Genomic DNA, 19,173 nt, shown 5'->3' with positions numbered 1-19,173 from the left:
CCCCGCGAGCGTCCATCGTCCCACGTCACGCGCGGTTCTGGAATGGAAAGCCCCGCGGCGGCTAGCGTGAGGACATGTTTGCTGCCTATGTCGCCCGCTTCGACCGGGAACAGCCACTGAACGCGCTGGAACTGGGCGACCGGCCGGAGCCGGAAGCCCCGCAGGACTGGACGGTCGTCGAGGTCAGGGCCGCCTCGCTGAACCACCACGACCTGTGGACCCTGCGCGGCGTCGGGATCGGCGCGGAGGCGCTGCCGATGACCCTCGGCTGCGACGCGGCCGGGATCGACGCCGACGGCAACGAAGTGGTGCTCCACTCCGTGATCGGCGCGACCGGACACGGCGTCGGCCCGAACGAACGGCGCACGCTTCTGACCGAGAAGTACCAGGGAACGTTCGCGCAGCGGGTCGCCGTGCCCAAGTGGAACGTGCTGCCGAAGCCGAAGGAGCTGTCTTTCGAGGAGGCGGCCTGCCTGCCCACCGCCTGGCTGACCGCCTACCGCATGCTGTTCACGAACGCCGGCGTCCGGCCCGGCGACAGCGTCCTGGTGCAGGGGGCCGGCGGCGGCGTCGCGACCGCGGCCATCGCGCTGGGTGCGGCGGCCGGGCTGCGGGTGTTCGTCACCAGCCGCGACGAGGCGAAGCGCAAGCGGGCCGTGGAACTGGGCGCCACCGCGGCGTTCGAGTCCGGCGCCCGGCTGCCGCACCGCGTCGACGCGGTGATCGAGACGGTCGGCGCGGCCACCTGGTCCCACTCGGTGAAGTCACTGCGGCCCGGCGGCACTCTGGTGATCTCCGGCGCGACCTCCGGCCAGGCGCCCGCGTCCGCCGAGCTGAACCGGATCTTCTTCCTCGAACTGAAGGTCGTCGGCTCCACCATGGGCAGCAAGGAGGAACTGGCCTCGCTGCTCGCCTTCAGCGCGGCCACCGGCGTGCGGCCGGTGATCGACAGCGTGCTGCCGCTGGAGCGGGCCCGGGAGGGCTTCACCAGGATGGCGGGCGGGGACGTCTTCGGAAAGATCGTGTTCAACCCCTGACGGTGTCAGGGCCCGTTGTCGGTGGGAGGCCCGCGTAGTCGTTCCACGGGCCGGCCTCGTTCAGCTCGCGCCAGGTCGGCCACCGCTGCCCGGTCCGCTGCCGCAGCAGCTCGCCGGGCATGCTGAACGGGGGCGCCTTGTGCGGTTTGGCGCGGGCCTGGCCGACGATCGTGTCGTGCAGCACCGCTGCCGCGTGCAGGCGGGGGAGGGCGGCGTGCACGCGGTCCGCGTACCCGGGCGGCAGGACCGGCGGGTCGTCGTCCCCGAGGTCGAGCCCGGCGCCCGCCGAAACCAGCGCGATCTCGGGGCGCTTGCGCTGCGCGAGGTCGAAGCAGAGGTGCAGGGCGATCGCGTCCCACACCACCTCGACCCGGTCGGGCGGCATTCCCATCTCGGTCAGGAAGTTGGCCGCCAGGTCGGCGCCGTCGAGGTCGAAGCGCTGGTCGCCGTTGCCCTCGTCGCTGAGCCCCGCGTCGTGCAGCACACAGCCGAGGAACAGCAGTTCGTCGTCGTAGTCGCGGCCGGGGCGCAGGCCGCGCCGTTCGCCTGCGGCCCGGCCGTAGAGGTAGGTGCGCAGGCTGTGGTTGAAGATGGCCGGGGCCTCGATGCCCGCGGCGAAGCGGAGGGCGTTCAGCGCCGCATCGGTGCGGGGGAAGGGCAGTTCGGCGTAGGGGATCATCGGTTCCGGCTCCGGGGGTCGGCGGGGGTGGCGGCCGTGGTGTGGGCCGCCGCGATACGGGTGGCGAGGAGGCCGCCGACGCCGGGGAGCAGCGACCAGCGGCGGGCGGGCGGCACGGGCCGGGCGGTCGCGATCACCGCCAGGTAGGCCGTGCCGTGCACGGGTCCGGCCAGTGCGGAGACGGCGTCGGCGTGCACGGTGGCGAGGTTGAGCAGCAGCACGGCCAGGCTCACGGCCTCGGCGCCCGCCGCGACGCGCAGCGCGCGCACGGCCGTCACGCGCTGGTGGTGGAGCCGGGGCGGACGATCATCAGCACGACGACCACGGCCCACAGCAGGTTGAACATGCCGGTGAGCATGGTCAGCCGCGCCGCCGTGGCGCGCCGCGGCTCCTCCTCGGCGGGCGGCGTGGCGAGCAGGCGCTGCTGTCCGGGCAGGATGGACAGCGCGAGCAGGCCCGCGGCCAGCGCGGTGAGCAGCAGCGAGGCGATCAGCCAGGCGTCGGTGAGCACGCCGAGCGCGGCGCCGGTCGCGATACCGAAGACGGGGACCGCGATGCCGACCACCGCGTAGCCGCGGCATATACGGTGCAGCAACTCCGCGCCGGGGGCGGAGCGTTGCGCGTGACGCGGAAACATCGAGGCGGCGACGGCGATCGGCCCGACCACCAGGATCGCCGCAAGGACATGCACGGACAGCAGCAGCTTGGTCACCGCGGAACACTCCAACTCGTACGTGGTGCGGGGTGGTGATGTGTTGGCTGCCAATAGGTAGCACAGCTACTGCTTCATTGGGTAGTCTGCCTACTCATGAAGGCAGACGCAGTGCGCGGACATCTCGACGGGCTGTTGCTGGCCGTGCTGGAGCCGGGCCCCCTGCACGGGTACGCGATCATCACCGCCGTCCAGGACCGCAGCGCCGGCGCGCTCCAGCTGCGCACCGGCACCATCTACCCCGCGCTGAACCGCCTGGAGCGGCTCGGCCTGCTCCGCAGCACCTGGGAGTCCCTCGGCGAACGTCGCCGCCGCTGCTACGAGCTGACCGACGCCGGGCGGCGCGCCCTCGCGGAGGAGCGCACCGCCTGGCGCGCGTTCACCACCGCCATCGGCTCCGTGCTGGACGCAGGCCCCACCACGCGGCCCGCGATATGAGCGCCCCCGCGGCCAGGCCCGCCGGCCCGAACGAGGACACCGACCCCGTCGAGGAGCACGCGGCGGCGCTCTCCGCCGCGCTGCACGGCCCGCCCCGCGCGAAGGCGCGGATGGTCCGGGAGATCCGCGACGGGCTCGCGGACTCGGTGGCGGCGCACGCCGCGCTCGGGCTGCCGTACCGGCGGGCTGCCGAGGAGGCGGTCCGTGAGTTCGGCGCGGCGGAGGAGCTCGCGCCCGCCTGCCAGCGCGAGCTGACCATCGCCCAGACCCGGCGGACCGCCGGGGTCGTCGCCGTCACCTCCCCCTTTCTCATCGCCTGCTGGTACCTGATCGTCGGAGCGGAACTCCCGCCCGCCGCCCGGCTCACGGCCGCCCTGCTGGCCGCCGTGGCGGCCGGCGCGGCGCTGCTGGCGGCGGGCACGCTGGCGGCCACCGGGGCCCTCGCCCGCCGGCTGCCCACCCCGGACCGGCTGCCGCTCGCCGTCGCCTGGACCGGCACCGTCGCGAGCGTGGCCATGGCGCTGGCGACACTGACGCTCGCCGTGGCCGGTGCGGCGTCGGCCGCCTGGCCGCTGCTCGCCCTCGCCGGAGCGCTCACGGTCACCTCACACGGCCTGGTGGCCGCCTCGGCGCGAGCATGCCGCCGCTGCGCCCGCGCGGTGCCGGGGTAGGCCGTCCCGGCCGCGCGTGGGCCGAAGACGTGGGCGGAAGACGTGGGCCGAAGACGGCGGCGGACCGGGGGACCACGGCGTCAACGCCCCCGGGCCCCCGGGCCCGGCCGCGCACGCCCCGCGGGCCGGGCCCGTCGACGAACTCCGGCTGCTCGCCGTGCCGCTCGTGGCGGGCGGCGGACGGACGCGCCCCCCGGGAGTGCCGCCGCACCGGCGGTCGGCCCTGCCTCGGGCACGCCCCGCGGGCCCGAGGCGCCGGGGGAGCGGGAGAGGCCGTCCCCGCGCGGCCCGGCGGCGACGTCAGCCGTGCGGCGAGCGGAGCAGCGCGACCAAGTGGGCGGCAGCCGTGGACAGGTGGCGCCTGGCCTCCACGAGGTCGGTCTGCGACACCCCGTGGTCCCTGGCCGCGTCCCGGACGTCGTCGCGGAACTTGTCGAGCAGCCGCTCCAGCTCCCGGACCGGATCGTCCACCGGCTCCGCGCCCGGCCCGTCCTCCTCCGTGTCCGGCGGTCCGGCGTCCCAGCCGCCGGGCCAGGGGGCGGAGGGGTGCTCGACGAACCTGGTCCAGCCGCCTATTTCGCTGCTCAGCCCCTCCAGGCCCTCCCGCACCGCACCCGGCCAGTCCCCCGCGTTCGCATGGGACTGCACCCGGTCGTGGATGCGCCGGGCGGCCTCCTCGAAGTGGTGCCGTGCCGCCTCGCTGGCCTGCTGCGCCTGCCTGGCCTCCTGGCGGGCCCGCCGGGACTCCTCCTTGGCCCGGCGCGCCTGCGCCGCCCACGCCGCGCGGCCGGCCGCGGTCTCGGTCGAGGTGCGGGCGGCGGCCGTGGCCTGCCTGACCTCCTGGCGCAGATCCCTGGCCGAGCCGCTGACGTCCTCCCTGATGTCCGCGGCGAGGGCGGCGAGGGACTCGCGGATCTCCCGCTCCAGCTGGGTCAGCTCCTCGTCCCTGGCCGTCAGCTCCCGCTCGCCCTCCGCCGTGAGCGAGTAGATCTTCCGGCCGCCCTCCTCGGTCTGCGTGACCAGGCCCTCGGCCGCCAGCTTGGCCAGCCGCGGGTACACCGTCCCCGCGGAGGGCGCGTACAGGCCCTGGAAGCGCTCCTCCAGCAGCCGGATCACCTCGTAGCCGTGCCGGGGCGCCTCTGCCAGCAGCTTCAGCAGGTAGAGGCGGAGCCGGCCGTGGCCGAAGACGGGGGGCATCTCAGACATCCTTACGCAGTGTGGAGGCGGCGGCGGTGTCGAACTCGGCGGGTGGGCGGCGCAGCAGCGCTATCGCACCCGACACCGTCGAGCAATGCACGGCTCCTGAGCCGGAACCGAGCGTCCCCGCCAGCTGTTTGGCCCCCCAGGTGCCGCAGACCGACAGCTCGGGGAAGGCCGAGGAGACCGCGCCGCTCGCCGTACTCGCCGAGACCCGCGCGCTCGCCGGATGCGGCAGCCGGACCGCGACCTCGCCCGAGACGGTGTTGAGCCGGATGTCGGCGGGGCGGTCGCTGTCCGCCAGGTCCACCACCATGTCGCCGCTGACCGAGTCGGCCTTGAGGCCGGGGCCGGCGCTGTCGATCACCGTGAGATTGCCTGAGACCGAATTGAAGGTCAGCTTGCCGCTGAGGGCCTGCGCCTCGATGTCGCCCGAGACGGTGTCCGCGCGCATCCGGCCGCTGAGGCCGACCAGCGTCGTGCTCCCGCTGACGCCCCGCACGTCGGTGCGCCCGGCGATGCCGCTGATCACCGCGGAGGCGCCGACGACGCCCACGGACAGGCGGCTGCGCGAGGGCACGGACACCGAGACGACCGCGGTCCGCCGCCACCCCTTCCGGTCCAGCCACTTCAGGAAGTTGTGCCAGGGCAGGTCGTCGTAGGCGACGGTCAGCCGGCCGCCGTCGAGACGCACGACCAGCGGCGGCCCGGAGATCTCGCTGATCTCTATGCGCGGTGCCGCGTCGTCGGTGCCCACCACATTGACCGCGCCGTTGACGATGCGCACTTCGACCTCGTCGATCTGCCGGTCGCCGAAAGTGAGGGTCTGCGCCTCGGTGACGGACCACTCGGACTTCCCCGCCATGGTGGGACCTCCCCGCTGTACGCACAGCACGCAAAGATATATCGCGTCTTCACCAGACACGATATATCGCGTACCGCGGAAGTCAAGGACCCATCACCCGCACGAGGACCACCGCCGCCCGCGCGCCCTCACTCCTCCTCCTCCTCGTCCTCGTCCTCGTCGTCCAGCCGGGCCAGCCATGTCGCCAGCCGTTCCACCGGCACCTCGAAGTCCGGGTTCAGGTCCACGAACACCCTCAGCTGGTCCGCCAGCCAGTCGAACGTGACCTCCTCCTCGCCACGCCTTTGTGCCAACTCCTCGATACCGCGGTCAGTGAAGTACACGACGTGCTCCCGGACGCCAGAAGGGGAAGGAAAAAGCCAGGATAGGCAGCTGTCGGTACTGCCGGTTAACCTGCATGCACACAACGCGCGACGGGGGGTCGGATGAGCAGCGGAGTCACCCGGGTCAGCCTGCCGGACGGTACGCCGGTATGGGCCCGCATCTCGGACGTGGAGCAGGTGCTGCCCCCGCCCCGCGCGGGGTCCGGCTACGCGGACACCGGCACCGCGGGCGGCAGCGGCAGCGGCTATGTCGACACCGGGCTGCTCGACCGGGCCGCCGCCCAGGTCGAGAGCCTCCAGGAGCTGATCACGGGGGTCGCCTCCTCCGTGGCCGACGGGCTGCGCGCCGCGCGCCCCGACGAGGTCAGCGTCACGTTCGGCATCGAGCTGACCGCCAAGGCGGGCCGGGTCGTCGGCCTCCTGGCCGACGGCGAGGCCAAGGGCGCCATCACGGTCACGCTCACCTGGCAGGGGGGACCGCCGGAGGAGCTGGGGCAGATTGAATGACATGGGCGGACGGCGGGGGCGTGCAGCCGATGGATGTGGACCCCTTCGAGACTCTGGCGCCGCTCGCTGCCGCGGCCACCGTGCGCATCCATGCGGCGCCCACCGGGTATGACGGGGGCGAGCCGGCTTCCCGGCCGTGGGGCAGTGGATTTTTCGTAGCTCCGAACTGGGTGCTCACCTGCGCCCATGTCGCGCTTCGCGGGGGAAGAGGCGAAGGAGGGCGGCGCGAAGTGGGGCTGACGGTCCGAGGAGTCGAGCGGCCGGTCCGCGGGCGGGTCGAGTGGGCGCGCCCGGCGGAGAATCCGGCGGGTGGCCTGTGGCCCGCGCCCGACCTCGCGCTCGTTCGCGTCCTCGACCCCGTTCCCCACGCCTGCGTGTGGCTGTCCGAGCGCACGGCCAAGGTGTTCACGCGCAGCGAGGTCGCGTTCTTCGGCTGCCTGGAGACCGAGGACGGTATCGAGGACATCAGCGGCCGGTGCACCATCCGCGGCGAGCTGGGCAGCGAGGGGCTGCTGAAGCTGGGCGGGGAGGACGAGGTGCCCGAGGGCGTCTCCGGCGGCCCCGTCGTGGACCTGGCACGCGGTGAGGTCATCGGCATCCTCAAGGCGAGGCGTTCGGCCGGGCGCGACGGCGGCCTCGCCACCTCCATCGTTCAGCTGCGCCGCATGCCGCTGCCGCCCGACCCCGGGCCCGACGACCTGTACCAGCAGGTCCTCGGCGCGCACGACCGCCACCACGCCGACCGCCATCTCGACGTCGCCGACCTGGCCGAGCAGACCTGGACCGACGCGCAGAGCGACGTGCATGCCGCCGTGGGCCGCGCGCTGACCCCCGGGCAGCGCGTCGAGCTGCTCGGGCTGCTCGCACAGCTGCCGCCGCCGGTGTCCACCAGGCGGCTCGACGAGATGATCACCGCGCTGCGGGGCCGCCCCTACGAGGGCACTCTGCCCGCGCCCCGCGGCTGGCGCGACGGCCTTGGGCTGCTGTACGAGCTGCGGCAGGGCCCGGCGGAGCTGGAGCTGATTCTGCGCTACGCGGTGCACGCCGCCACCGCCGACCGCCCCTACCCGGCCGAGCCGGGGATCGAGGGGCGGCTGCGCGACTGGGCCGGCGCCGCCGCCGCGAACGCCGGGCTCTCCCGCTGGTTCCGCGCCAACCTCCGCATCGAGCAGGACGCGCGCATCCGCGAGCGCGACGCCCGCCGCGCCGCCGCCGGCCCCCTGGCTCCCGGCGCCGGCGCCATGGTCCAGGCGGCCGGCGGCGCCCCGGCCGACACGTGGTACCTCGACGCCGAGCTGTCGGAGCCGGGCCCGAGCCCCGAGCCGTTCGTGCTGCTGGAGATCACCCCGCACGGCTGGGAGCGCGGCCGGTACGACTGGCGTGTGTGCGCCGCCCGCGCCACGGGCGAGTTGACGTCCATCGACGAGGACTACCGCGCCGTCGGCCCCGACCGGCCGCCGGAGCGGCTGTGCGCCGCGCTCGCCGAGGCGTTCCGCCGCGGGGACGAGCCGGACGGCCCTGTGCCGCTCCAGGTCGCCGTGCCGTACTCGCTGCTCGGCTTCCCCGTCGAGGAGTGGCGCCTGGCGCCGGACGGGCCGCAGCTGGGCGAGCAGCGGCCGGTGGTCGTGCGCTGCACCGATCCGGTGCCGGACGCCGAGGACAGCGAGGAGGTGCACGCGCTGCGCCTGGCCCGCTGGACCAAGATCCACGTGGGCCGTATGGCCTCTGACGTGCTGGACTGCGCGGACGGCGCGCCCCGCCCGCTGCCCGCGCCCGCCGCCCTCGTCAGCCGCGATCCCGCGACCGTTCCCGTGCTGTGCCGCACGCCCGCGACCGGCGGGGAGCCGGCCGCCCTGCATCGGGTGATGGCCAGTGGGTACAACGTCATTCTGTGGCGACGCGAGATGAGCGACCGGGACCCGGACTGCGGGGACTTCCACCGCGGCGTCGATCGCACGGTGACCGGCGCCGGGCACGCCGGCAAACTGCCCGGCGCCCTGTGGCAGTTGCGCGCCGCCCTCGGCGGTGGAATGGCCGACGCGCGCTGGGCCAGGGGGCTGGCCCTGCTGTATGCGGATCCCTTGGGGCCCCTGCCGGGCACGGACGATCCCCTGGAGGCGCTGTGAACAGGCCGAAGCGGGTGAAAGCCTCCCGCGGCGCGGGCCCGCCCCGATACGGTCGACAGCGGCGTGTCCGGACGGTGACCAAGCGACGAGGAGCAAGCTGTGGCAGTGACTGACACGTTCCCGGGCCCCGAGGGCGACCCGGCCGCGGGCGGGCCGGCGCCCACCGCCGACGAGCAGGGCAGGCCGGCGGACGAGTGGCTGATCTACCGCGGCGCGGGCGAGCCGCACGACGGCATCCGCGCGCTGCCCGAGCCGCCGCCCTGGCGGGACTTCGACGGCCGCCCGCTCGTCGCGCCCGGGCCCGACACGGACAGCGCCTCCACCCGCCGCCTCGGCGCCTACCGGCACTTGGCCGAGATGCACCGGCCGAGCGCCGAGGAGCTGGAGATCATAAACGCGGCCCTCTACCTGAGGCGCCCGCTGCTCGTCACCGGCAGTCCCGGCACGGGCAAGAGCACCCTCGCCCACTCCGTGGCCTACGAGCTGGGGCTCGGCCGCGTGCTGCACTGGCCCATCGTCAGCCGCACCGGCCTGGGCGACGGCCTGTACCACTACGACGCCATCGCCCGCCTCCAGGACATGCAGATCGCGGCGAGCAGCCGGGCCGACGGCCTGCCCGCGGCGACCGTGCCCGGCGGGATCGGCAGCTATCTGCGGCTCGGCCCGCTGGGCACCGCGCTGCTGCCCACGGCCAAGCCCCGGGTGCTGCTCATCGACGAGCTGGACAAGAGCGATATCGACCTCCCCAACGACTTGCTGAACGTGCTGGAGGAGGGCGAGTTCTCCATTCCGGAGCTGGAGCGCATCGCCGAGCGCGAGCCCGAGGTGGAGGTCCTGACGGACGACGGCTCGAAGGTCACCGTCCGCGACGGCCGCATCCGCTGCCACGCGTTCCCCTTCGTCGTCCTCACCAGCAACGGGGAACGGGACTTCCCCGCGCCCCTGCTGCGCCGCTGCATCCACCTGGAGATCGGCAAGCCGGACCACGAGCGGCTGGCGACCGTCGTGCGCGCGCACCTGGGGGACGAGCTGACCCGCGTCGGCGAGGACCTGATCAGCCGCTTCCTCGAACGGTCCCGCACCGAGCAGCTGGCCACCGATCAGCTGCTGAACGCGATTTACCTCACCCACCACGCCGAGCCCCCGACCCGCGACAGGCTGGCCGACATGCTCATCCAGCGCCTCGACCGGCCAAGGTAGGCCGTCATGTCCGATCCGGCAGAAGGGCGGCGCGACGACCTCGCGACCCTCATCGGCGCGCTCCGCGGCGCCGGGCTCGACCCGGACTGGGCGGGCCTCGCAGACGCGCTGTGGCTCGCCCAGTTCTCCCGCCCCTGCGGCACCGCGGCCCGCGGCGACGGCGCGGACGACCGGCCGGACGGCCACCGCGACGCGGGCGCCGGTCCCGGTCCGGGGCAAGCCCACCGCCCCGCGCCCGGCGCGGACGCCGGGCGCGCGCCGGGCGGGCACGAGCCGGTGCCGCCCTCGGCCCCGGGCCGGGCGCCGCACGCCGCGGACGAGACCGTCCGGCTGTACGCCGACCCGGGCGGATCGGGGCGGCCCGCCCCCGGGCTGCCTGAGGACGCGCTGCGCGTCGGCGTGCCGGAGGCCAGGGCGCTGCCCAGCCTGCTCGACCTGGAGCGTGCGCTGCGGCCGTTACAGCGTTACCGGCCCCCGGCCCGGCCGCCCCGCCGCCCCGCGGCCGGCGATCTGGACGAACGGGAGACGGTCGACCGCACGGCGCGGGCCGGCGGTCTGCTGACGCCCGCGTTCCGCGAGGGCGCACGCGGCCACACCGAGCTCCAGCTGCTGATGGACGCGGCCTCGCCGATGCGGGTCTGGCAGCGGATGTTCGGCGAGCTGGCCGAAGTGTTCGGCAGGCTCGGCGCGTTCCGCGACATCCAGGTGCACTACCTGCACGCCTCGCCCGACGGCAGCCCGGCCATCAGCCGCCGCTTCGACCCGGCCGAGGCGCCGCTGCACCCCGCGAGCCAGCTCGCCGACCCCACCGGGCGGCGGCTGACCGTCGTCGTCAGCGACTGCACCGGGCCGCTGTGGCGCTCCGGCGCGGCGCACCGGCTGCTGCACCGGCTGACCCGCTACGCCCCGGTCGCCGTCGTTCAGCCCCTGCCGCAGCGGCTGTGGGCCCGCACCCGGCTGCCGGTGCGGCAGGGGCTGCTGACGCGGGAGGAGGGGCCCGCGGGTTCCGCCAGGCTGCGGTTCACCCCGGGCGCCGGGCAGCCGGCCGCCCAGCCGCCCGGCGCCGTGCCGGTGCCGGTGCTGCCGCCCGCCCCGGCCTCGCTCGGCGCGTGGGCCGGGCTGCTGTCAGGACCGGGCGCGGGCGCGGTGCAGGGCGCGGTCGGCTGGCTGCGCGCCGATCAGCCGCCCGCGCCGCCCAGGCGGCCCGGCGGCGTGCCGCGCACCTCGGCCGCGCTGGTGGCGCGGTTCCGTTCCACGGCGTCGCCCGGCGCGGGGCAGCTCGCCGTGTACCTGTCCGCGGCGCCGCTGTACCTGCCCGTGATGCAGCTGATCCAGCGCACCATGCTGCCCGATTCGGGACCGGCCGAGCTGTCGGAGGTGCTGCTGAGCGGGCTGCTGCGGCGCCTGCCGGGCGCGGCCGACGACGGCCGCTGGTACGAGTTCGCCGACGGCGTGCACGACGAGTTGCTGCGCGAGCTGGGGCACGACGAGGCGCTGCTCGTCCTCAAGCACTGCTCGGGGTACGTCGAGCAGCGCTTCGGCAGAACGGGCCCCAACTTCCCGGCGCTCGCGCTGGCCCAGCTATCCGGCGAGGACGAGCAGCCGGCGCCCGCGCCGGAGGAGCAGCAGGGCCCCGGGCTGCCGCGGCCGTTCGCCGAGGTGGCGGCAAAGGTGCTGCGCCGCTTCCTGCCCGAGGCGCCGCTGCTCGTGCAGGGGCCGCAGGGCGATGTGCACGTGCCCGAGCCTTCGGTCGCCGTCGGGCAGGCCAGGGCGCTGGCCGAGCGGTTCGCCGCGGACGGCAAGGTGCAGCACCGTCTTGACGCGGTGCGGCTGCTGCGGCAGGCCGCGAGCAGCCAGCGTGCCGCGGGGCTCGGCACCGATCCCGAGCTGTGGAGCGAGCTGGCCGAGCAGCTGCTCGGGCTGTGGCGGACCCAGCGCGACGGCGCGCTGCTGAACGAGGCGCAGGACGCGGCGCGGACCGCGGCGACGCATCCGGGTTCGACGGTGGCGCGCGCCGCGCTGGCACGTGTGCTGCGCGCGATGGCGGGGGAGCGGCGGGCGGCAGGGGACAGCGGCGCCGCGCTGGATCTGTGGCGGCGCGCCGACGCGGAGTTCGCGGCCGTGTGCGCGACGCCGGGTCTGGACCGCAGGGTGGCGGTGGGCCTGACCCTGGAGCGGGTCGAGGTGCTGGCCGAGCAGTGGCGGCTGAGCGAGGACTCGGCGCTGCTCCAGGAGAGCATCGGCATCGTGGAGGCCGTGGCGGACGCCTGGCCCGCCGACGAGCCGGAGCCGAGCGGGCTGCCGCTGGCCCACGGCCGGGCGCTGCTGCGCTTGGCGGTGGCGGCGCCGGACGCGGAGCGGGCCAGGGTGTGGGCCGGGCAGGCCGCGGATTCGCTGCGGCGCGGATGCTGGGCGCTGGAGGCGGAGAGCGCGCCGGTGGTGCCGCGGGCGTGGGCGCTGCTCGACCTCGTCGACGCGCTGCTGCTGACGGAGCACGACTGGCCGCGGGCGGCGGAGGTCATCGACCGGGCGCGGCGGCTGTCCGAGCGGCCGGCTCTCGTAGTGGCGTGCCTGACGCGCGCCGGGCGGCTCGCCGTGCGCCGGTACGACGCGGGCGGTGGCCCGGGGGACCTGGAGGTGGCGGCCCTCAGGTTCGAGGAGGCGGGCCGGATCATGTCCAGGGATCTGGCCGGGTACGGCGATCTGATCGAGGAGTGGGGCGCGGTGCTGCTGCGGCGCGCGTCGCGGCTGGACGGGAGCGCGTTCATCTCGCGGGCCGTGCGGGTGCTGCGGGACTGCCGGATGGAGACCCCGGCCGGGGACCCGCGGCTGCCCGGGCGGCTGCTGATGCTGGGTCAGGCGCTGATCGTCCGTTACCAGGAGGGCACCGATCTGGTGGATCTGCGGGAGGCCGAGCACCTGTTCACACGGGCCGCGCACGATGCCCAGACGCCGCTGGTCGAGGCCAGGGCGTGGTTCGAGCTGGGCGAGACGCACCGCAGGGCCTACCGGCACACGCGCCGCACCGAGCGGCTCGACCAGGCGGCGGACGCCTACCGGCGGGCCGCGGCGGTGGCGCGCGTCGCGACGCCGGGGCCGGCGGGCCCGGGGGAGCCGGCGCGGCTGGCGGCGATGGCGCTGCACCAGCGGGGCGTAGTGCTGGAGGCGGCGCGCAAGCCGCTGGCGGCGGGGCAGGCGTACCGTTCGGCGCTGAGCCTGTGGAGCCGGCTGCCGGATGAGGAGGCGTCCGGCGCGGCGGACACGACCGCGCGTCTGGACGCGCTGCGGCGCGAGCACTGAGCGCCTGCGGCCCCCGCCGCCCGCGCCCGCCGGCGGTCCGGGGGTTTTCGCGGTGGCGCGGGCGGGAATCTCCCTTCGGCCCTTGTTGGCGAGCAGAGCCGACGAGAGGCGTTGGCGAGATGAGCCGGCGAGGAGTTGGGGAGGGGAGGAGCCGTGAACGATGGGCGCGAGCCGCTGCCGGATCTGCTCGGTCTGAGCCTGGCGGAGCTGCGCGACCTGAATCACCCTGTGCTCAGTCAGGTGCTGGACGAGCTGCGCGAGCGGGTGGTCAGGCAGGGCGAGGGCCTGTGGGGGTTCACGCAGTTCGACAACAATGTCGATCTGTGAGGCGTGCTGCGACGGCGCGAGTAGTCGCTTTCAGACCTGACGCGTCGTGAAACGGACAGAAGTTGACCGATTTCGTTTATGGTGCGTCGGTTTCGGAAGACTCCCCCGCGGGGCGGAACGAGACCAGAACAGGGGGACACCCGCGGGACGTGCACGCGACAGCGCAGACGGCCGGTGAAGGACCGCCGACGGCGCCCTTCCAGCAGTTCATCGTGAAGGTCAACAGCCGCTGCAACCTGGCCTGCCGCTACTGCTACATGTACTTCGCCGCCGACACCGGCTGGCGCCGCCAGCCGGTGACCGCCGCACCGGGCATGCTGCACCGCACCGCCCGCCGGATCGGCGAGCACGCGACCGTCCACCGGCTGCGCGCGCTCTCCCTCGTCCTGCACGGCGGCGAACCACTCCTCACCGACCCGGCCGACCTCGGCGCGTTCGTCCGCGAAGTGCGCCGTCAGGTGCCCGCCGGCTGCACCGTGCACGCCGCCGTGCAGACGAACGGCGTGCTCCTCACCGAGGACCGGCTGACCGCGCTGGCCGCCCACGGCATCCGCATCGGCCTCAGTCTCGACGGCGGTAACGCCCACCACAACCGGCAGCGCGTCGACCACGCCGGGCGCCCCGCCTGGCCCGCCGCGCGCCGCGCCGCCCGGCTGCTCGCGCAGCGGCGGCACCGCGACGCCTGGTCCGGGGTGCTGTGCGTCATCGACCTGGACACCGACCCCGTCGAGGTGTACGACTCCCTCGTCCGGCTCGGCCCGCCCGCCGTCGACTTCCTCCTCCCGCACGGCAACTGGACCCGCCCGCCCGCCGGTCTGCCCGCCCCCGCGGCCGCGCCCGCGCCCTACGGCGACTGGCTGTGCGCCGTCTTCGACCGCTGGTGGCAGGCCGAACGGCGCACCGTGCGCGTGCGCCTGTTCCAGGAGTGCATCGCCCTCCTCCTCGGCCTGCCCGCCGCCACCGAAGCGCTCGGCCTCCAGCCGTTCACCGCCGTCGTGATCGAGACCGACGGCAGCATCGAGCAGGTCGACTCCCTCAAGACCGCCTACGAAGGGGCCGCCGCCACCGGCCTCGACGTCCACCGCCACGCCTTCGACGAGGCGCTGGCCCACCCCGGCGTCGCCGCCCGGCAGGCCGGGCGCGCCGCGCTCCCCGTCACCTGCCTGCGCTGCCCGGTGGTCGACGTCTGCGGCGGCGGGCACTACGCGCACCGCTACCGCGAGGGCCACGGCTTCTGCAACCCCTCCGTCTACTGCGCCGACCTGCGCCGCCTCATCCGGCACATCGCCGCCGCCCTGCGCGAGGCAGGCACCCCGTGACCGCCACGCTGACGCCGGACGAAGTGCGCGACCTCGGCCACACCGAGGGCGGCAGCGCCACCATCGCCCGCCTCGCCGCCGGCCAGCACACCCGCCGCCTCCTGCTGCTCCGCGTCCTCCTCGACGCCGTGGACGCGACGGGTGCGGCGGGCGCGGCCCGTGACCACGCCGGGCTGCTCGAAACCGTCGAACGCGCCGCCCCCGCCGCCGCGCGCCAGGTGCTCTTCTACTCCCTCACCGGCCCCTGGGCGGAACGGTGCGTGCAGTGGCTCGAAACCGGCAGCCACCCCGGCGCGCACCCGGGCGCGGCCCGCGACCTCGCGCGCCTGGGCGCACTCGCCGCCGCGGCGGCGGCCCGTTCCGGCATCGGCTTCGCCACCCGCGTGCCCGTCCACGGCGGGCGCATCACCCTGCCCACCCTCGGCGCGCTCCACTGCGCCGCCCCGGACGGCACGCCCGCGGAGCTCCACGGCGAGTCCGACCGGCTCGTGCTGCACCCCGCCGGCCGCCCCCCGGCCGAGGTCCACCGCGACGCCACCGGCACCTGGCGCTCCGCGGACCCCGGCTGGCTGCCGCTGCACACCCTCGACGGCGGCCCGCGGCCCGTGCTGCTCGACGACCTCGACCCCGGCCCGTTCGGCATCGGCGCGCGCGCCGCGCTGCGCCCCGAGGAGCGCGCCCGGTGGAGCGAGCTGTGGCGCGACGCGCTGCCGCTGCTCGGCCTCGGCGGCGCCGCGCGCTCCGCCGAACTCGCCCTGCTCGACTGCATCGTGCCCACCCTCGGCCCGGCGGCCGACGCCCACGACGGCGCCCACACCAGCGGCACGAGCTCCACCGCGTTCGGCGCCGTCATGGCCAGCCCGCCGCCCGGGCCCGCCCACCTCGCGGCCGGGCTCGCCCACGAACTCCAGCACGCCAAACTCACCGCGCTCAGCGAGCTGGTGCCCCTGCACACCGTGGACGACGAGCCGCGCCACTGGGCCCCCTGGCGCCCGGAGCCGCGGCCGTTCCACAGCCTCCTGCACGGCACGTACGCCCACCTCGCGCTCGCCGGCTTCTGGCAGCGGCTCGCCGTCGCCCTGGACGACGCGGAGATCCGCGACCAGGCGTGGGCCGCCCACGCCCGCTGCCGCACGCAGGTCGGCGCCGTGCTGCCGATGCTGCGCGGCACCCGCAGACTCACCGACGCCGGGCGCGTGTTCGTCGACGCCATGGCAGAGCGGCACGAACGGCTGCGCGCGCCCGCGCCGCCCACCGGGCACCTGGTGCGCGCCGCGGCCTACGTGGAGACCGCGCGCACCGTGTGGCTGCGCCAGCACCGGCGGTAGGGGCGAGCGTGATTACCTGTCGTACCCGAGGTGTATGTTCCCAGCATGGACATCTGACGGACCGTCCGTAGCGCGGGGGTCCGTCCGCAAGGACGAGGGAGACGGTCGGATGGCCGCAGAGGAGAGTCGCGTGCACAGCCCGCGGGTGACGGTCAGCTTCGCGGGGTTCAACCGGGCTTGGGCCGCCTGGATCGGGGACCGCCTGGAGCGGTTCGGCTGGCAGGTCATCTTCCAGCGGTGGAACCCGCCGGTCGAAGTCCCGCTCGACGTCGCGCTGCGCGACCTGCTGCTCGTCGAGGGGCGCATCCTGGTCGTGCTCAGCGACTGGTACTTCAAGCTCGGCCCGCGCACCGACGCCGAGTGGAATGTGGCGCTCCGCTCCGTCGTCGCCCCCAACGCCCACCGCTTCGCCGCCGTTTCCGTGGCCGCCGAGCCCATGCCCACGGCCGCCGCCGCCTTCGGCGGCACCACCGAGCTGTGGGGGATCGGCGCCAGGGAGGCCGAGCGCCGCCTGATGAACGTGCTGGGGCCCGCCCCCGGCGCCGTCTCCACCGCCACCCTGGGCGGCCGGGGCTCCCCCCGCTACCCGCACGACCAGCCCCACGTGTGGGGCGGCGTCCCCCGGCGCAACATCAGGTTCACCGGCCGCGAGGAGACCCTCCAGCACGTCTACGACCTCTTCCAGCGCGCCGAGCCGGGCGCCGGCGTCGCCACCCTCCTCGGCATGTCCGGCGTCGGCAAGACCCAGATCGCCGCCGAGTACGTCTACCGCTTCGGCTCCGAGTACGACATGGTCTGGTGGGTCCCGGCCGACCAGCGCGGCACCCTGCGGCAGCGCCTGGCCGAGCTGGCGCCCGCCCTCGGCCTCACCACGGGGCCCGAGTACGGCGAGCGGCTGCGCGCCGTGGGCGACGCCCTGCGCCGCGGCGACCCGTACCGCCGCTGGCTGATCGTCCTGGACGGCGCCGACGATCCGGGCCCCATCGCCGACCTGGTGCCCAGCGGCCCCGGCCACGTCATCATCACCTCGCAGAACCGCGAGTGGGCCGAGCACAATACGGCGCTGCACGAGGTCGCGGTCTACGACCGCGACGAGTCCGTCGCGTTCATCCGCCGCCGCGCCCCCCGCATCCCCTCCGACGACGCCGACGCCCTCGCCGCCGCGCTTGGCGACCTGCCGCTCGCCCTGGACCAGACGGCGGGCTGGCTCAGCGATTCGCAGATGTCCGTGGCCGAGTACATCGAGCTGCTGAGCAGCGGCTCCGACCTCGATGTGGGGCTGCGGGTGGCGGCCGACTTCCCGATGACGTACTACACCGCCTTCTCCATACTGCTGAACCGGCTGCGCGAGACGGTTCCCGAGGCGGTCGAGCTGCTGCGGCTCTGCGCCTACTTCGCGCCCGGCGCCATCCCGGTCCAGCTCGTCCGCGGCGTCCCCGCCGCCAGCCTGCCCGAGCAGCTGTCCGGGCTCATGGACGACTCCCTCCGGTGGAACGCGGCGATCAGCAAGCTCGTCCAGTACTCGGTGATCCGCTGGGACACGCCGGACGAGGAGAGCGACCCGGAGAACACCGGCACCATCCACGTGCACCGCATGGTCCACCAGACCGTGCGCGACGGCATGTCGAAGGACGACCAGGAGCTGTTCTCGCGCGCCGTGCGCCGCGCCCTGTCCGCCGCCAACCCGGGGCGGCCCTCCGACACCCGCCGCTGGTCCCGCTTCGCCAAGGTCGTGCCGCACCTGGACGCCTCGGGCGCCCTCACCAGCCGCGACACGGACATGCACCAGCTGATCTTCCACTCCCTCAGCTACCTCTACCTGGCCGGCGAGTACAGCACCGGCATCCAGCTCGCGGAGCGCACGGAGCGCGCCTGGCGGCAGGTCTTCGGCCCGGACGACCCCCTGGTGTGGGACCTCGCCTCCCAGAAGGCCACGCTGCTGCGCGCCACCGGCGCCTACCGGCAGACGGAGCGCATCGACCGGCAGGTCATCGAGCGCCTCGGCGTCCACCGCAGCCCGCGCGACCTGACCGTGCTGCGGGCCGAGGAGGGTCTGGGCGCCGACCTCAGCGGCCAGGGCCGCTACGACGAGTCCTTGCGCGTCAACCAGCGGGTCTACGACACCTACCTGGAGCTGGTCGGCGAGCACGACCCCAGGACGCTCAACGCCCGGCACAATCTCGCGGCCTCCCTGCGCCTGCTCGGGCACTACGACGAAGCCCTGGCCGCCGACCGGCACAATCTCAGGGCCCGCCGCGAGCTGCACCGGCCCCGGCACACCCTCTCGCTCAACTCCGAGCACGACTACGCCCTCGACCTGCGCCTGCTCGGCCGCTACGGCGAAGCCCTGTCCGTCATGGAGAACAGCGTGCAGACGCACCGCCTCGTCATGGGCCGGGACAATCCCCAGACCATCACCGCCGAGCTGAATCTGGCGATGTGCGTCCTGCGTTCCGGTGACAGGGCCGAGGCCCACGCCCAGCTCTCCGCGCTCCTGGAGCGCGCCGAGCGTGTCCTCGGCGACACCTCGCCGCTCACCCAGGCCGTCGCCACCTGCTGTTCCTTCGTGCAGCGGGCCCACGGGCACCTCGACCTGGCCAGGGCGCTCGGCGAGCGCACCATGGAGCGCTACCGCACCGGCCTCGGCGAGCTGCACCCGTTCACCATCGGCTCCCGCGCCAACCACGCGCTGGTGCTGCGCGCCGCCGGCGAGCGGCAGCAGTCGCTGCTGCTGATCGAGGAGTGCCTGGCCGACATGAGCGGCGCGCTCGGCGACGACCACCCCTGGACCCTCGGCATTGCGCTCAACACGGCGGCGGGGCGCAATCTGGAAGGCGACGTGGAGGGCGCCGTGGAGCTGAGCCGCGAGACGGTGCGCCGCGGCGTGGAGCGCCTCGGCCGCAAGCACCCGCTCGTGCTGTCCTCCCAGGTGGGCCTGGCCACGGATCTGCGCGGGCTGCGGCTGCGCGAGGAGGCGGACAAGGTGGAGGAAGAGGCGCTGTCCGGCCTCATCTCCGGCCTCGGCTCCCAGCACGCGCACACCGTCAGCGCCCGCTCAAGGGTCAGGCCCCACTGGGACTTCGAGCCGCTGCTCACCTAGGTCACCTAGGGTCCGTCTTCAACGGACGCACGAACGGGCCGGTG

Annotated in this window: 16 protein-coding genes and 1 pseudogene; 11 read left to right on the top strand and 6 right to left on the bottom strand. The window is 75.0% G+C overall.

Translation table 11 applies throughout. The features are described from left to right. Positions 1–74 precede the first annotated feature (74 nt). Positions 75–1,037 carry a zinc-binding dehydrogenase gene (locus tag STBA_RS10525; RefSeq protein WP_077058997.1) on the top strand — a complete coding sequence of 321 codons (963 nt, stop codon included), beginning with the start codon at positions 75–77 and terminating at the stop codon, positions 1,035–1,037. Here STBA_RS10525 and STBA_RS10520 read toward each other — a convergent pair. The 3 genes from STBA_RS10520 to STBA_RS10510 are packed head-to-tail and all read right to left on the bottom strand — an operon-like array spanning position 1,027 to position 2,428. Then, the gene (locus STBA_RS10520; protein ID WP_077058996.1) at positions 1,027–1,716 is read right to left on the bottom strand and encodes an HD domain-containing protein; all 690 of its coding nucleotides are present in this window, start codon (positions 1,714–1,716) and stop codon (positions 1,027–1,029) included. The two genes, STBA_RS10525 and STBA_RS10520, sit on opposite strands and share 11 nt — an antisense overlap. After that, positions 1,713–1,985 (bottom strand): DUF3817 domain-containing protein, encoded by a 273-nt coding sequence (locus STBA_RS10515; RefSeq protein WP_079252378.1) that lies wholly within the window; start codon positions 1,983–1,985, stop codon positions 1,713–1,715. The genes STBA_RS10520 and STBA_RS10515 overlap by 4 nt, the downstream gene beginning before the upstream one ends. 5 nt (positions 1,986–1,990) lie before the next feature. Further along, positions 1,991–2,428 carry a DUF2269 family protein gene (locus STBA_RS10510; protein WP_077058994.1) on the bottom strand — a complete coding sequence of 146 codons (438 nt, stop codon included), beginning with the start codon at positions 2,426–2,428 and terminating at the stop codon, positions 1,991–1,993. A 96-nt stretch (positions 2,429–2,524) separates the two neighbouring features. On the opposite strand from STBA_RS10510, the gene STBA_RS10505 reads away from it, so the two are divergent. Beyond that, positions 2,525–2,866, top strand: coding sequence for a helix-turn-helix transcriptional regulator (locus STBA_RS10505; RefSeq protein WP_077058993.1), 342 nt, complete (start codon positions 2,525–2,527; stop codon positions 2,864–2,866). Continuing rightward, the gene (locus tag STBA_RS10500) at positions 2,863–3,537 is read left to right on the top strand and encodes a permease prefix domain 1-containing protein (protein ID WP_077058992.1); all 675 of its coding nucleotides are present in this window, start codon (positions 2,863–2,865) and stop codon (positions 3,535–3,537) included. The genes STBA_RS10505 and STBA_RS10500 overlap by 4 nt, the downstream gene beginning before the upstream one ends. 300 nt (positions 3,538–3,837) lie before the next feature. On the opposite strand, the gene STBA_RS10495 is transcribed toward STBA_RS10500, so the two are convergent. From STBA_RS10495 to STBA_RS10485, 3 genes are all read right to left on the bottom strand, one after another. Further along, positions 3,838–4,734, bottom strand: a complete 897-nt coding sequence (locus STBA_RS10495; protein ID WP_077058991.1) for a PadR family transcriptional regulator — start codon at positions 4,732–4,734, stop codon at positions 3,838–3,840. Between the two features lies 1 nt (position 4,735). Continuing rightward, on the bottom strand, positions 4,736–5,599 hold the full coding sequence (locus tag STBA_RS10490) for a DUF4097 family beta strand repeat-containing protein (RefSeq protein WP_077058990.1): 864 nt from the start codon (positions 5,597–5,599) through the stop codon (positions 4,736–4,738). Between the two features lie 128 nt (positions 5,600–5,727). Then, entirely contained in the window at positions 5,728–5,922 is a 195-nt protein-coding gene (locus STBA_RS10485) for a DUF6104 family protein (RefSeq protein WP_077058989.1), read from the bottom strand. A gap of 102 nt (positions 5,923–6,024) precedes the next feature. On the opposite strand from STBA_RS10485, the pseudogene STBA_RS10480 reads away from it, so the two are divergent. From STBA_RS10480 to fxsT, 8 genes and pseudogenes are all read left to right on the top strand, one after another. Beyond that, positions 6,025–6,408, top strand: a pseudogene (locus STBA_RS10480) (CU044_2847 family protein); the annotation flags it as partial. Between the two features lie 17 nt (positions 6,409–6,425). Then, positions 6,426–8,555: a trypsin-like peptidase domain-containing protein gene (locus tag STBA_RS10475; protein ID WP_079251840.1), complete on the top strand. Its 2,130-nt coding sequence runs from the start codon at positions 6,426–6,428 to the stop codon at positions 8,553–8,555. Positions 8,556–8,753: 198 nt separating this feature from the next. Beyond that, positions 8,754–9,755, top strand: a complete 1,002-nt coding sequence (locus tag STBA_RS10470; RefSeq protein WP_077063235.1) for a MoxR family ATPase — start codon at positions 8,754–8,756, stop codon at positions 9,753–9,755. 6 nt (positions 9,756–9,761) lie between these two features. Beyond that, positions 9,762–13,055: an SAV_2336 N-terminal domain-related protein gene (locus STBA_RS10465; RefSeq protein WP_077058987.1), complete on the top strand. Its 3,294-nt coding sequence runs from the start codon at positions 9,762–9,764 to the stop codon at positions 13,053–13,055. A gap of 153 nt (positions 13,056–13,208) precedes the next feature. Further along, on the top strand, positions 13,209–13,382 hold the full coding sequence (gene fxsA, locus STBA_RS10460; protein WP_253194632.1) for an FxSxx-COOH cyclophane-containing RiPP peptide: 174 nt from the start codon (positions 13,209–13,211) through the stop codon (positions 13,380–13,382). A 149-nt stretch (positions 13,383–13,531) separates the two neighbouring features. Then, entirely contained in the window at positions 13,532–14,701 is a 1,170-nt protein-coding gene (locus STBA_RS10455; RefSeq protein WP_077058985.1) for an FxsB family cyclophane-forming radical SAM/SPASM peptide maturase, read from the top strand. Next, positions 14,698–16,029 carry an HEXXH motif-containing putative peptide modification protein gene (locus STBA_RS10450; RefSeq protein ID WP_077058984.1) on the top strand — a complete coding sequence of 444 codons (1,332 nt, stop codon included), beginning with the start codon at positions 14,698–14,700 and terminating at the stop codon, positions 16,027–16,029. Before STBA_RS10455 ends, STBA_RS10450 begins: the two co-directional genes overlap by 4 nt. 109 nt (positions 16,030–16,138) lie before the next feature. Beyond that, a complete protein-coding gene (gene fxsT / locus STBA_RS10445) occupies positions 16,139–19,129 on the top strand; it encodes an FxSxx-COOH system tetratricopeptide repeat protein (RefSeq protein WP_077058983.1) in 2,991 nt (996 codons plus the stop codon). Positions 19,130–19,173 lie beyond the last annotated feature (44 nt).

Origin of the sequence: Streptomyces sp. MP131-18, assembly GCF_001984575.1 — a bacterium.
Lineage (GTDB): Bacteria > Actinomycetota > Actinomycetes > Streptomycetales > Streptomycetaceae > Streptomyces > Streptomyces johnsoniae.
The sequence above is the reverse complement of the archived record's forward strand: the minus strand, read 5'-3'. Positions and strand labels throughout refer to the sequence as shown.

Coding starts and splice junctions, on each gene's coding strand:
- STBA_RS10495 (WP_077058991.1), bottom strand. CDS start 4,734: ATGCCCCCCGTCTTCGGCCACGGCCGGCTCCGCCTCTACCTGCTGAAG.
- STBA_RS10505 (WP_077058993.1), top strand. CDS start 2,525: ATGAAGGCAGACGCAGTGCGCGGACATCTCGACGGGCTGTTGCTGGCC.
- STBA_RS10475 (WP_079251840.1), top strand. CDS start 6,426: ATGACATGGGCGGACGGCGGGGGCGTGCAGCCGATGGATGTGGACCCC.
- STBA_RS10525 (WP_077058997.1), top strand. CDS start 75: ATGTTTGCTGCCTATGTCGCCCGCTTCGACCGGGAACAGCCACTGAAC.
- STBA_RS10500 (WP_077058992.1), top strand. CDS start 2,863: ATGAGCGCCCCCGCGGCCAGGCCCGCCGGCCCGAACGAGGACACCGAC.
- STBA_RS10520 (WP_077058996.1), bottom strand. CDS start 1,716: ATGATCCCCTACGCCGAACTGCCCTTCCCCCGCACCGATGCGGCGCTG.
- STBA_RS10465 (WP_077058987.1), top strand. CDS start 9,762: ATGTCCGATCCGGCAGAAGGGCGGCGCGACGACCTCGCGACCCTCATC.
- STBA_RS10490 (WP_077058990.1), bottom strand. CDS start 5,599: ATGGCGGGGAAGTCCGAGTGGTCCGTCACCGAGGCGCAGACCCTCACT.
- fxsT (WP_077058983.1), top strand. CDS start 16,139: ATGGCCGCAGAGGAGAGTCGCGTGCACAGCCCGCGGGTGACGGTCAGC.